This window comes from Deltaproteobacteria bacterium (genome assembly GCA_019309545.1).
GTDB lineage: Bacteria > Desulfobacterota > Desulfobaccia > Desulfobaccales > Desulfobaccaceae > Desulfobacca_B.
On record JAFDGA010000005.1, the window covers coordinates 1 to 13997 of the forward strand.

The following is a 13997-nucleotide window of genomic DNA, read 5'->3' on the forward strand; positions in this document are numbered from 1 at the left end:
TATTTTGCGGGTAGGACGCACCAATAATAGACAGGATTAAAGTCGTTCCCAAGTTGCACTTGGGAACGAGTTGAAAGAAGGGATCGCCCGGGTCCCTTGACAGCACTCGGGGATTTTTATTTGAGGAGGGTGCCGATGATTCCCGAAAATATCACACAAGACCACATACGGCAGGCGGCGCGCCGGATCGATGACGAAGGGGTTCCTAATAGAAGGAAACCTAGGAAATATGAAGTCATTGTCGACGATATATCTTATCCAATCATGTTAATCGTATCCTGGGCCAACGAGTTTGCGAATGGATATGAACTTCTGGGATGTGAACGGGGGGGAAGGAGGAGGGATTTCCGGCCTCAGGATGCAAAAGATTTTCTCAGAAGAAAGGGCTTTCAGGTTAGACAAATAAATAGGGTGGACTGAAGGTTTGGCAGGTAAGGTTGTCGGATTGATGTGGAAAACCCCTTAGTGAGGATAAACAATGGGTGTAACTGACAGGCAAAAGATGAAGGGGGAGACCGAATGGCAACCCCCCTTCACTCCCAGTAACAGGGACACTCGTTGTATTTTCAACTCGTTTCCAAATTGCACTTGGGAACGCAAAAAGGAAAATCAATGCGGTCATCTGTGGCAGTCTGGGGTAAATGGGTGGTCCCGAGCTTGATGATACTGGCGTTGCTGCCGCCCGCGGCATGGGCGCTGACCGCCAGCCAGGTCTATGAGCAGGTGAAAGACTCGGTGGTGGTGGTCAGGGCCTACGACCAGAAAGGGCAACAGGTGAGTCTGGCCAGTGGGGTGATGCTGCCGTCCGGCGACATTATCACCAACTATCATGTGGTCCGGGCCGGATTTAGGTTCACGGTGGGCCAGGGCCTGAAAGCCACCCCGGCCTTCTTGACCGCCGCCGCCGCTGATCGAGATCTCTGTCTGCTCTCGGTCCCCGGCTTGGCGGCTCCACCGGCCCGTCTGGGCCAAGCAGCCAGGCTCAAGGTGGGCGAACCGGTCTATGCCGTGGGCGTGCTCCGGAGGGTGAAACTTTCCCTGTCGGAAGGGATTGTTTTTAAACGGTTGGGCGGCCCGCCCCCACTGATCCAGACCACTGCCGCTATTTCGCCTGCCTCCAGCGGCGGCGGTCTGTTCAATGCTGCCGGGGAGCTGGTAGGGATTAACAACTTTGACCTAAGGGACAGCCAAGGCATGAACCACGCGGTGCCGGTGGAATGGATCGATGAGGTCACTAAACTCAAAACCCTCGACCAAACTGTCAAGGTCGGGGAGAGAGTGGCCGGCCTTCCGAGACCAATGGCCAGACTGCAAGAAAACTGGGAAAACCAGGTATCGACCTTGACCAAAGCCCAGCACTGGCAGGCCCTGCTGACCTGTAGCCGGCGCTGGACCCAGGCCGAGCCGGGTAACGAGTTGGCCTGGTATAGCCTCGGCACGGCCTATGGAAAACTGGGCCGTTACCGCGAGGAGATCGAGGCTTACCAGGAGGCCTTGCGCCTTAAGCCGGATTACCCCGAGGCCATGTATAATATTGGCGTTGCTTATGGGAACCTGCGCCGTTACCGCGAGGCGGTGGAAGTTTTCCAGGAAGCCCTACGCTTTAAAATTAATGCTGCCAAGGCCTCGTACAAGCGAGGTGTAGCTTACGGAAATCTGGGCCGTTACCGTGAGGAGATCAAGGCTTATCGGGAGGCCCTGCGCCTTAAGCCGGATTATGTTGCCGCCTGGAACAATTTGGGTGTGGCCTATGTAAAACTGGGCCGTTACCCAGAGGCAATTAAAGCTTGCCGGGAGGCCCTGCGGCTCAGGCCTGATGATGCCGAGGCCTGGAATAATTTAGCTTTTTCCTATTACCTCTCCGGTAATCGCCGCGCCGCTCTGGAAGCAGTAAGTGAGTTGCGGCGATATGACCAACAAAGGGCGGAAAAGCTTTTCGATGCTATCATCAAGCCCTGAGGCCAGAAAATTGGAATTCAGAAGGTCCTGGGCAGGTTGTATAGAGATAGGATTATTCTTAGGTCTCTGGGGAGGGTTGACAATAAAAGAACCAGCGAATACTTCAAGCTGCTAGCCAATGCCTGGCTTCCCTGTTCCCGGCCGGTGAGGTAGCGCCAGCCAGGTCGGCTGGACGATTTCGAGGGGAGCGAAGGTGCTAGCGGTTCCAACCGAAATCGCTTGCATAATCCCGCCGGAAATATTTATCCTAAGCTACGCGGCGGCCAACTCAGGTTCTACTCCAGGGGGCAAAAACGGGGGTAGCCAGCTTCAAGGCCTCTGGCCTGCCGCCATTTTTAGAAGGTGGATTCCTCTTTATTCTAACTTGAAATGAGAATATAACTGCCCAGTCCCTAACCGCAGGGGCTTAAATGAAGTTACCCGGCCCGGGATGCAGGGGCAGCCGGTATGGCCCGGGCCAGGCGCATGACAAACATAAGGTTCCAGCTAATGATAATACAGAGAGGCTCTGGTATAAATTATGCATATATTTTAAAAAGAATGCGGTTATGTCATTCTATCCCCATAATCTATCCCGGAAAATGGTTCATTAAAATCAGGTTCAGAGTGGATCAAGCTAGATTGTTAATTTTTATAAACGTACTATGTTAATAAATTTTGGAATGATTGGTCATGTACAACGATTATTTTGGCTTTTCCGATTCTCCTTTTGAAAATAATTTAGATCAGCGTTTCCTTTTTCTCTCCGAGGACCATAAGGAAGTATTGGCGGCCTTGTTATATTTTGTGAAGGAGAGAAAGGGGCTGGCCATTGTCTGTGGCGATGTGGGTACTGGGAAGACCATGCTGATCAATAGCTTCCTGAACCGGCTGCCAGATTCGGTCCGGCCCATTCTGATTTCCAACCCTCTGGCCAGCTATCTTGATCTTCTCCATTTTATTGCCAGAGAAATAGGAATTAGCGACAGGCAGGAAAATATCCTGGAACTCATGGAACAGATAAAAGAGGCCTTAATTGCGGCCCGGAATCAAGGTCAAGATTATATCTTGATTGTGGATGAAGCCCATCTGTTTCCTGATGATAGTCTAGAGCAGGTCCGCCTGCTCTCGAACATTGAAGTTCCAGACAGCAAACTGTTGCAAATTTTGTTGGTCGGGCAGTATGAACTGAGCCATAATTTAAACCGTCCGGAGATGCGCCAGCTTCGGCAACGCATTAATATCAGCCGCTTTTTATCCCCTTTAAGCCCAGCTGAGACCAAAGCTTACATAGATCATCGCTTGCAGAGGGTGGGATCAAGTTTCACTGCCGTTTTTGAACCTCAAGGTGAACAATTACTCTATCAGTTGACCAGTGGAGTTCCACGCCGCATCAACCAGCTTTGTGACAACGCCCTGTTGAGTTGTATGACCGAGGATTTAAAAAAGGTCAATCGCCGGGTTTTGCAAAAATCCCATGAAGCACTGCTCACTGATATCATCTTTACCCCCAAGGCTTCGTCTAAGTATTTTGGGATGAAGAAGGCTAGTAGATGGTTGATTCCTCTGGCCGCCGGTGCGGTTTTTTTGATCATCGGGTTAGGTCTGGGCCAAACCGGTTGGTATCAGCAACATATCCGGAAAGAGTCTGACAGGGTTGATGTTGCAAGTAAATTACCCTTACCTTCAGTTTCGGAGCCGGCGCCTTTGACCTCGAACCCGGCGACTAGAGCCGCCCCCGCGACCGTCCATGATAAAGAGACGGAGATGGCTCCGCATAAGCCGGCTGGCAAGCTTCAGGGAGACTTAAACCCGAAACCACTGGAACCAGGGTTACCCAAATCAGGGACAAGGCCGTCCCATGCCATCCTCTCTGAGAAAAGATCTGCGTCGGGGCTGGCGGGATCGACTTCTTCCACCACGGAGACCGTAGTCGCAAAGGCTGAGAATCCGACATCAGTATCAGGCCCAGTAGCCGCCGATTCCATTCAAAGGCCCGAGCAGGTTGAAGTCAAACCAAATGATAACCTGACTAGGATCGCCTCTAATTTCTACCCGAAAAACGAGGAATTGGGTCTGGAGGCCATCCTGCTGGCCAATCCTGAGACCATCAATGAGGACCTGATTATTACGGGGCAAAAATTGAATATTCCTAAAATAAATCCCGATGACCAGACGATCATTTTACGGGAGAACTTGTTTTATGCAGCTTATGGCCGTTATTCTTCGATGTCCTCTTTGCAAACCGCACTCTCTTATCTAAGTCAACGTGGTGCACGATATCTAGTGTTAAACACTAAAAATAACCAGGGGTATCTGACCCATCGAGTGCTGGTCGGCGGCTACGAGAATCGTAACGATCTGAATAAAGCCCTCCAACGCATCAAGGCAGATTCTGAGTGAGACCATGATTAAAAAAGGAAAAGAGAAACAAAAGCCGTTTTTTTCTAAGGTACTAAGCATTCTTGAGGATTACCCGTCTTCGCCTCTGACCGAGGTGATGCCGAAGGCGGACCCTACATCGGCTTCGGTGATCTCAGAGGCCCGGGCGGATTTCCCAACCACCCCACCAGTGGCAGCTCCTGGGGAGGCGTCAATTTCTCTACCTGATCCTCAGATTATTTCAACCAAAGTAGTCCAGGAGGAAGCTATTTCTCCTCCAGTAACCCCAATCCCTGAAGAACTTGAGGTCGAGAAGGGGTCAATCTCTCCTGAGCCTCAGGTGAGGAGCGCCGAAATTGCCCGGAAGAGGGGGGCGCCAACTGCCGCGACATCAGAGGCCAGAGGAGATTTAGCCCCTACCCCAACAGTAACGCTGTCTGAGGAGGTTTCTATCTCTCCACCCGAAGATCGGTTTATTAGCGCTGAAGTACCCCAAGCGGAAGAGGTTCCCCCCTCCGCAATTGCAGTCCCAGGAGGAATTGAGGTGGTAGTTAATTCCCTGGGCATGGCCTTTGTCCTGATCCCGGCCGATAGCTTTATCATGGGCAGTCCGGAAATTGAGGCAGGACGAAGTAATGATGAAAGCCAGCATGAGGTAACCATCTCCCGGAGCTTTTATCTACAGACCACCCCAGTGACTCAGGGTCAGTGGGTGGCCCTAATGGGCCATAATCCCCCCATTTTTGCCAAGGACCGAGCGGACTTACCAGTGGAAGGAGTAAGCTGGCAGGATTGCCAGGAGTTCATTAAAAAATTGCAGGCCTTAAAGGAAGGAACTTACCGTTTGCCTACCGAAGCCGAATGGGAGTACGCCTGCCGGGCCGGGAGCCCCATGGCCCTGGCTAACGGGGATTTAACCAGCCTTTACTGCGAGCTTGACCCGGCCCTGGATGAAATCGGCTGGTACTGCGGCAATTCCAATCGGTGCCTTCAGCCCGTGGCCCAAAAACGCTCCAATGCCTGGGGCCTCTACGATATGCATGGCAACCTGGGCGAGTGGTGTCAAGATTGGTACGGCCCCTACCCGCCGGAGCCTCAGACTGACCCCAGCGGCCCTCCCTCTGGCCCTGGTCGGGTGGTGCGGGGTGGCTCTTGGTTCAGCAGCGCCAAAAATTGCCGGGCCGCGGCCCGCTCTTATGCGCCGCCCAACCTTCGGAATCTTCCTCAGGTAGTAGGATTCCGCTTGGTGAAAATAGTCTGACCTGATCCAGAGACTAGTAAGTCGATCGGCTTCAGCTACCCCCCACCTTCCTTATCTCTGTCCGTTCCGGTGAGGCTATTTAGATCTAGGACCTTATCTTTTATACGGTAGGATCAAAAAATTCTAAGAAATGAAAACCCCTTACTTAAATACCCGTCACCGGGCATGGGCTTGGTCCTGTTCTGGGACCGCTTGGCCTTCGATCTGACTCACCAGGGAAATCTCAATACAACTCCGCACTCGACCGAGACTCATAATTACCGCAGTTTTATAAATTCAACACCCCCTCATCCTCAAGATCATAAAATTTCAATTTGAAACGCTAACAACATATTGATCTAAACCAGTTAATATAATTTATATCTCTATTTAGTTTTGTGAACGTGATGTTTGAAAATATGAACTTCTAAGCAGTGCATTAAAATGAACATAAGTTATTTAGTAAAGATGAGTTGAGACAGCTAAATTAATCTTAGTGACAGAGGCCTCATTCTATCTAGCAGGCTGTTGAAAAATTCTTTACTTGAGACCCCCAAAAAGTGCTGTCTTTAAAGCACAAAAGGTGCTATACTCAAGGATAACAAGATCTTATACGGAGGCAACGACTATGCGGGGTGACGATGTGCAACAGCAAGCGATGTTCAGCTACCTTTCTCCGGAAGCTCGAGTGCCCCAGGACCATCCGCTGCGGCCGATTCGCAAAATGGTGAATCAAGCCCTGGAGAAAAGGTTCTTATTAAGTTAGAAAATTTATTTTTGGCTGGCGAAAACTACAAATTGTTTAGAAAAAAGAAAACTATTGAATTATTAATAGCAGAAAATTTAGAGGAATAAATTTTAATTATCGCTATAATTTAATATTTATTTAAAAATTTAAATGGTTAAGGCATTGAATCACAACGAATTAAGAATAACTGCCCTACGCCTTCTGGCCTGGGAGGTGACCCGGCGCTGTAATCTGGCCTGTGCCCATTGTCGGGCTGCAGCGGGGCGGGGGCCGTATCCAGGGGAGTTGACCACGGAAGAGGGTAGGGCACTCTTGGATGATCTGGCCACTATGGACCAAGTGGTGGTCATTCTTACCGGCGGGGAGCCGCTCATGCGGGATGACCTGTTGGAACTGGCAGCCTACGGCACCGGCCTGGGACTCAGGATGGTGGCTGCAGTCAACGGCACCCTGCTGACTCCTCAAATAGCCGCTGATCTTAAGGAGGCGGGCATCCAGCGGGTCAGCATCTCCATCGATGGAGCTGAAGCCGCCAGCCATGACCGGCTGCGCCAGGTGCCGGGGGCTTTCGAGGGGGCCTTAGGTGGCATCGCCGCCTGCCGGGAGGCCGGGCTGCCTTTCCAGATCAATACTACTATTACCCGAGCGAATCGTCTGGAGCTTCCGGCCGTCTACGACTTGGCTTTGAGACTGGAAGCCGCGGCTCACCATGTCTTTGTGCTAGTGCCCACCGGCCGCGGGCAGGAGATCAAAGACCAGTTGCTGTCTCCGGAGGAATACGAGGCCACCCTGCACTGGCTGCTGGACCGGCAGCGGGAAGGGCGGCTGCACCTCAAGCCCACCTGCGCGCCCCAGTATTATCGACTGTGGCGGCAAGAGGCCGCGGCGCGCGGTGAGACCATTTCCGTCACCAGCCACGGCATGGAGGCCATGACCCGGGGTTGCTTAGGGGGGCAGGGGTTTGCCTTTGTCTCTTATCGGGGCGAAGTGCAGCCCTGCGGTTATCTGGATCTGTTGGCCGGGGATATCCGGGAGGCGCCGTTCCCCGAAATCTACTCTAATTCGCCATTGTTCCGGGCCCTGCGGGCGGTTAATGACTACCACGGCAAATGTGGCCGCTGCGAGTTTCGCCGGGTCTGTGGCGGTTGTCGGGCCCGAGCCTATGTCTTGACCGGCGACGTGGTGGGCGAGGACCCGTTATGTGCCTATGAGCCGGAAAGCTAATCAGCAAGGAAATGAGGCCCTGGACGATCTGGACCGGGCGATTCTGAACGAAATCCAGGTGCATTTTCCCATCGTCTCCCGGCCTTATGCCGAAGTCGGGCAGAAATTGGGGCTGACCGAGGCCGAGGTCCTGGCACGAGTTCAGCGGCTGCATGATCAGGGGATCATCCGGCGTATTGGGGCCAATTTCAATTCCCGGAAATTGGGTTACACCAGCACCCTGTGCACCGCGGAAGTGCCGGAAGAGCAGATGGAGCATTTCGTCCAGGTGGTGAACCGCTATGCCGGGGTCACCCATAATTATCTGCGGCGGCACCGCTACAATATCTGGTTTACGGTAATTGCCCCCTCCACTGAGAAGATCGAGGAGATTTTAACCGAGATCTCCATGCAAACCGGGATCAAGGAAATTTATAGCCTGCCAGCCCGGCAAATCTTCAAAATCCAGGCGGATTTTCCCTTATAAAGTCGGCTCCAGACCCATGGGGATACACAATACCGGGCAGGGCAGCAACCGCACCACCTTTTCGGCGGTGGAGCCAAAAAAAACCTCGTCAATCTGTTGCCGTCCCCTCCTGCCAAAGCCACCCATCACCACCAGATCTACTGCCAGGTCTCGGGCCTTAACGGCAATCTCCTGAAAGGGGAGTCCCACTGCGATCATAGTATCCACCTGCAGGCCTTTGGCGTTCCACTTCTGCAGAAAATCCAGAAATTCCTGTTCCGCCTGCTTCCGCAAATTTTTTATTAACGTCTCCGGTTTTCTGCACAGGTGGTGACGGATCAGTTTGTTGATAAAATTCTGGTCGATGACGTGCAGGAGGATCAGCTTGGATTCAAAACGCGTGGCCAAGGTCTGGGCGGTCTGGAAGGCGGCTCCGGAACAGTCGGAAAAATCCGTAGCAATCATGATCGAATTGAATTCCATTGAATTATACACCCATACCTAAGAATTTTGCCTACCTTGGGTGACTGAAGCCAGGGTGGGATACCCAGCGTAGCCTACCCCGAGCTTTCTCTACCTAACGGCAGACTTGATCTCTTTAAAGGCGGTTTCGGCACTTTCAAAGGCGCCAATATGGACCCAAATAACCTTGCCAGATTTATCCAGCAGCAAGGTAGTGGGCGTGCCTGGGATATTCAATTTTTTGGTGAGACTGCCATCCTGGTCAGGCAGCACCGGGAAAGGAATCTTGAGCTGTTTACGCCACATAGTGACCGCAAACTGATTGTCACTGCCACCAATGGCAATAAATTTAATTTTGTTGGCCAACTTGGGATTCTGCCTTACCAGGTTATAGAGATTATTCATTTTCGGAGCCTGCGCAAAGCAATGCGAACAATTAGTGCTGAAGGCCTCCAGAAGCACGCAAGGGGCATTGACGTCTTTCAGGGTAAAGGGGGCATCCTGGGCCAGGCCTAAATACTTCTGATCCTCAGGAGTCAGGGGTTTACTGAATGGCAGGTTTCCTAGGTTGTCACCGACTTTGACCTCAGCCATTGCCATGGTGGCGGTCAGGCCATAAAGGCTCACCAGCGCGATCAGGGAAAAAAGAACTAATTTTCTGGTCATAGGGTTCAATCCTTTCTTTGAAGTTTTTATAGCACCTTGATCTTATAGAACAAAAGGTCAGAAATATCAAAGAAAATCTAGCTGCTTGAAGGGAAAAACCGAGCCTTGGTCCAATCCACTGGAAACCTAACCAAGGCTCCCTGGCGGTGTTGATAAATCAGATGTCCATGGCGCACGCCGAATTCGAATAGGGCGCGGGTGAGCCTGACATCTTGTTGGCAATAAGCAATCAGTTCGGATAGCCGACCTTCCTTAAAGAGTTTAAGGGCCAAAAAGCCATCGCCGCTTTTGGCCTGCCCCAAGGTTTTTTCGGCCAGGTGGCCTAAAGATAGGCGAATACCCAGGATTTGATGAACATCCTCCAGAATGTCAAAAGTAGGAATAGTGGCTAAATCCACCGTGGTATAGGGTTGCAGAACCTGATAGTCAAACCTTTTCAGGTTAAACCCGACCACCAGATCCAGCTCCTGGAGACGAAGACAGAGTTTATCGATATCTGGTTCCAGATAGATTTCGCAGTCCTCCTGCTGACTCACCCCCAGGACCGCTACGGAAACCTTCATGTTATGACATCGGCTCCAACCGCCCACTTCTTCAGCCGAAAATTGCGTTTCCAAATCCAGAAAGCCGATGCCGTGAGGTGTTTCCCAGGGCCAGGAATCCGTCGAGGTTACCCTGAGGGCCGGGGCGCGGGCTTCGGCGACTTGAGTCAGGGATGGTTTGAGAGCTGGCAGGGCTCTCAGCCCCAGCATGAATTCGGCAATCTGCAGGGCAGCGACTTTGTCCAGTGGTTTATTACCCGAGCCGCATTTCGGGGAATGGATACAGGAGGGACAGCCTTCTTCGCAGGGACATTCAGCAATCAGTTCTTTGGTTTTGCTGAGCAGCGGTTCGGCCATCTCATAAGCCCGGGAGGCCAAGCCGACGCCGCCCGGATAGCCATCATAGATAAAAACCGCGGCCTTGCCAACCTGGGGATGGAAGGGATGAGAAATGCCGCCGATATCGTTGCGGTCGGCCAGGGCAAACAGTGGAAACATGCTGATCAAGGCATGCTCCAGGGCATGGATGCCGCCCATAAAATGCAATCCTTGCTGGTAAATTGCGGCCTTGATAAAATCCTCGATCTCAAACCACATGCCTACGGTCTCGAAGATCTGCGGGGGCAACTCTAGGGAGATAATACTTAGCAGTTCCTGGCCGTGAAGACGGCGTTTTTCATAGGCCAGGATGCGTTCGGTAACCTTGAGGTGGCCAGTGCGGACCATAAAGTGGGCCAAGCGGCGGCTGGCGGTGACCTCCAGAATCTCTGTCTCCTTGTCGGTCTGGATCCGGGTGAAGTAGCTCGGCTCCACCCGGTTGACCCAGATATTACGGCGCTCCAGATCTAAATTTTCTACCAGGTAGGAGTTAGCCTTATGCAGATAGACCGCGCCAGGATGGCATTCCTTCAACGCCCGATGGCCATCGATGGTGCCGATGGCCTTGCGGCTGCCGACCTTGAAGATCGCAAAGCTTTCGCCTACGCCCCGGATATTGATCTGTTTCTGGGGAAAGCGGTGACGGGCGTACCAGGTCTCCCCGGCTGCACTGCGCAACAACTGGTTTTCCCGCTCCAGTTCGGCAATCAGGCCGCGCACCCGATCCGGAGCAAAAGCCTGCTCCTGATTTAACTCCAGGGGCACTTCTTGCGCCGCGGCCAGGAGATGCGCCTTGACTACCACGGGATTATTAGGATCCAGGACCGCGGCCTCAAGCGGCCGGGAGAAAAACTCTTCCGGATGTTTGATAAAATACTGGTCCAAGGCATCGGGCTGGGCAACCATGACCACCAGCGAGTCCTGACCCAGACGGCCCACCCGGCCACTCCTCTGCCAAGTGGTCACCATAGTGCCAGGATAACCTACCAGCAGGCAAACATCCAGGCCGCCGATATCAATGCCCATTTCCAGGGCGCTGGTCGAAATTACCCCCAACATGCGACCGCTGACCAGTTGCTGCTCAATCTCCCGACGCTCTTCGGGCAGAAATCCGGCCCGGTAGGAGCTGATGCGACGTTTTAGCTCCGGGGCCAGGCGCAAGGCCCAGAGATGCAGCAGCTCGGTAAGTTTCCGGGCCTGGGTAAAACAGATGGTGGCCAGACCATGGCGCAAGGCCTGAATAAAGAGGCGGGCGGTGGTTTGGGCAGCGCTGAGCGTCGGATTGAGAAACAGGAAATGGCGTCCGGCCTGGGGAGCGCCGTTGGCGGCGATAATCGTCACTTCCTGGCCGATTAACAGCCGGGCCAGGTCCTCCGGGTTGGCAATCGTCGCCGAGGACAGGATAAATTGCGGGGAAGCCCCATGATACTGGCAAACCCGGCGCAGCCGGCGCAAAACCTGGGCCACGTGACTGCCCATGATGCCTTTGTAAGTATGGACCTCATCGATCACCACAAACTTCAGCCGGGCAAAAAAATCCGGCCAGGCTTGGTGATTAGGCAACAGGCCCATGTGCAGCATATCTGGGTTGCTGATCAATATCTGCGGCGGCCGGGCCCGGAGACGCTTGCGCATTTCAATCGGGGTGTCACCGTCATAAATAGCCGCCGAGAAAGCAGGGTAGGGCAGGGCGGCGGCCAGTTCTTCCAGGGCTTTCAACTGATCCTGCTCCAGGGCCTTGAGAGGAAACAGGTAAAGGGCATGCGCGGTCGGGTCCTGTAAAAGGGTGGCGGTCACCGGCAGATTGTAAATTAAGGTCTTGCCGCTGGCGGTAGGGGTGGCCACCAGAATCTGTTTGCCGGCCTGCAGGGCCGCCAGGGCCTCCAACTGGTGACGGTAGAGGCGGGCAATGCCCAGCCGTTCAAGGGCCGCCCAGAGGTCCGGGGGTAGTTCTACCTCGGGTCCGTGGTAATCCGCCGGTTGCGGGGCAAGGTAATGGTAATAACTGGTAATCTCCTGGAGATCCGGGTCGCCGCGCAACCCTTCCAGGAAATCAGCCAGGACAGTCTTATTTGGTACCACAATCAAAATGGGGCCAATCCGTGTGATAGCCGAAGTAGTACCACTCCTGGGGCACTCGGTAGCCGATCTGCTTGGCCGCGTCGTAGACCCAGGATGGAAGATTACGGGCGTCCAACCGGTGCATGGCGTTCCGGTTAAACTGCCGCAAAGCCCGGCTGATAGGGTTGGGGGTGCCATCCACCACCCCGGGAAAATTGAAATCATTCAGATCTAAAGCACAGCCCAGCCGGTGATTGGATGCCCTGGCATGCCGTCCATGATGCACCACGGCCATACTGTCGTAATATTTGCGCACCACCTCACAATCCAGGATGGCGCCCTCTTCGTCGGGAAAACTCAAGCATTCGACGAATACCGGCCCGGAAGAGGCGGCGGCCGCATAGGTGTCCTCCCCGCCCCGGATCACCAGGAGCGGCAACCGCTTTTCCAGCTGAAACAGTCCTTCTCTGAAAATATACTCTATTAGGAGGGCAGCAAATGGAGCGTGTAAGCTGTTGATTTCGAACCATAAGGTATCGGCCCGATATCGGGCTTTGTTATTGATCTCCTTCAGGTCTGAGGCAAACCAGACCTGACCGCATAAGCGCGGCAGGCGCTCCGCTACGTCCTGCCATTTTTTCGTAAAATCCCCATAGGTTAGCACCCGCTTGGCCTTGGCCGGAACCCATACCGGGACCTTAAGCATCACCCCGACGGCATCACCGTTGGGCCAGCGTAAGCGCCTGATGAATTCCCAGGAAAGCTCACCGCCATTAGAACGGATAAGTCCCAGAGAGCGCTCTCGCATGGCATAAAGTCGTGGCATATCCATCAACTCCCGGGCCTGGTCTATCTTGCTGATAAAATCTTGCTGCCGGTCTTCCGCGCTCATCTGGGGATCATAGTTTAATCCGAGCTGTTTTAAGACCGCAGCCAGCTTCGGCGCTTGATTGGGATGGATGAGGCAGGGCTGCAAGCCTCGCACCCAGAGGAATCCCGAGTCAACTGGTTGGGCCAAGGTCAGCCGGGAGAAGCCCAGAACTGCTATGACTATCAGTAAAAAGCCATATTTCCTGGGAGCTTTAGACTGAACGGCTAGTCTATCATGGATTAGCATGGGGCTATTTTAGGATATTGCCTGCTGCCTGTCAACGCCGGTAAATTTACTTTCAAGTTGTTGAGGATATGATGGGCATTTAGTAAAATGTCCAAAGATTTTCCCATTGCCAAGACCTCGAAGTTCTGCTAAATTTGGCCAGCATCAAGGGAGAAAAATTTTGTTTCGACCTGATTCACCCAGTCATTATGAAGAAGTTTATGCAGGCCTGGTAGACAGGCTCGGCACTCTGGATCTGGGCTGGCTGGCAGACGGCTTGGGAGCCCGGTATGAGCAGCAGGCACTGTTGATTCCCAGCTTCGGGAAGCTCTACCGGGTAACGGCCGAAGGCGTCAGCGACCTCCAGGGATCGGTGCCCCCGGTCAACATCCGCATTGTCCTGGCCTATTATGTCCTTCAGGGGGGGACCGCGGAATTAAGCGGACAATGGGTCTCCTACCGGGATTTTAAAGACGCTGCTTTTTTTATGCCTACTTATCAGGATGCGGTGGAAAGGACTATTGCCGAGTCATTTAGTGGCCGATTGGACGCGCTGAAAGCCGGTTCGCAACTCTTAGGAGGGCAAGAGTTGCCCGAATTAGGAACCGGTGATCTATGTTACCGTTATCCGGCTCTGCCGAATCTCCCGCTGGCCCTGGTATTTTACGATGCCGATGAGGAACTGCCGGCCAGCGCCACGGTCCTTTACGATCAGCACAGCACCTTTTTTCTGGACCTGGAATGCCTGGCGGTTTTGGGTCTCATCCTCAAGGAGCGTTTAGTGGAAGCCCAGGCTCAGCTTGCCACCTAAGCCA

10 protein-coding genes are annotated in these 13997 nt (G+C 53.3%); 7 read left to right on the top strand and 3 right to left on the bottom strand.

Features of this window, described 5'->3' with window-relative positions; all coding sequences use genetic code 11:
- Positions 1 to 612 precede the first annotated feature (612 nt).
- The 6 genes from JRG72_02505 to JRG72_02530 all read left to right on the top strand — a co-directional run bounded on the left by JRG72_02505 (position 613) and on the right by JRG72_02530 (position 7998).
- The gene (locus tag JRG72_02505) at positions 613 to 1959 is read left to right on the top strand and encodes a tetratricopeptide repeat protein (GenBank protein MBW2134095.1); all 1347 of its coding nucleotides are present in this window, start codon (positions 613 to 615) and stop codon (positions 1957 to 1959) included.
- Positions 1960 to 2631: 672 nt separating this feature from the next.
- Entirely contained in the window at positions 2632 to 4341 is a 1710-nt protein-coding gene (locus JRG72_02510; protein ID MBW2134096.1) for an AAA family ATPase, read from the top strand.
- Positions 4342 to 4864: 523 nt separating this feature from the next.
- On the top strand, positions 4865 to 5581 hold the full coding sequence (locus JRG72_02515; protein ID MBW2134097.1) for a formylglycine-generating enzyme family protein: 717 nt from the start codon (positions 4865 to 4867) through the stop codon (positions 5579 to 5581).
- A gap of 607 nt (positions 5582 to 6188) precedes the next feature.
- A complete protein-coding gene (locus JRG72_02520; GenBank protein MBW2134098.1) occupies positions 6189 to 6326 on the top strand; it encodes a hypothetical protein in 138 nt (45 codons plus the stop codon).
- A 132-nt stretch (positions 6327 to 6458) separates the two neighbouring features.
- Entirely contained in the window at positions 6459 to 7532 is a 1074-nt protein-coding gene (gene ahbD / locus JRG72_02525) for a heme b synthase (protein ID MBW2134099.1), read from the top strand.
- On the top strand, positions 7516 to 7998 hold the full coding sequence (locus tag JRG72_02530) for an AsnC family transcriptional regulator (GenBank protein MBW2134100.1): 483 nt from the start codon (positions 7516 to 7518) through the stop codon (positions 7996 to 7998). The genes ahbD and JRG72_02530 overlap by 17 nt, the downstream gene beginning before the upstream one ends.
- Here JRG72_02530 and JRG72_02535 read toward each other — a convergent pair.
- From JRG72_02535 to JRG72_02545, 3 genes are all read right to left on the bottom strand, one after another.
- A complete protein-coding gene (locus tag JRG72_02535) occupies positions 7993 to 8460 on the bottom strand; it encodes a universal stress protein (protein ID MBW2134101.1) in 468 nt (155 codons plus the stop codon). The two genes, JRG72_02530 and JRG72_02535, sit on opposite strands and share 6 nt — an antisense overlap.
- 90 nt (positions 8461 to 8550) lie before the next feature.
- Positions 8551 to 9105 (bottom strand): TlpA family protein disulfide reductase, encoded by a 555-nt coding sequence (locus JRG72_02540; GenBank protein ID MBW2134102.1) that lies wholly within the window; start codon positions 9103 to 9105, stop codon positions 8551 to 8553.
- A 77-nt stretch (positions 9106 to 9182) separates the two neighbouring features.
- Positions 9183 to 12284: a DEAD/DEAH box helicase gene (locus tag JRG72_02545; GenBank protein ID MBW2134103.1), complete on the bottom strand. Its 3102-nt coding sequence runs from the start codon at positions 12282 to 12284 to the stop codon at positions 9183 to 9185.
- 1079 nt (positions 12285 to 13363) lie between these two features.
- Between JRG72_02545 and JRG72_02550 the strand changes: the two genes are divergently transcribed.
- Positions 13364 to 13993 carry a DUF3786 domain-containing protein gene (locus tag JRG72_02550; GenBank protein ID MBW2134104.1) on the top strand — a complete coding sequence of 210 codons (630 nt, stop codon included), beginning with the start codon at positions 13364 to 13366 and terminating at the stop codon, positions 13991 to 13993.
- Positions 13994 to 13997 lie beyond the last annotated feature (4 nt).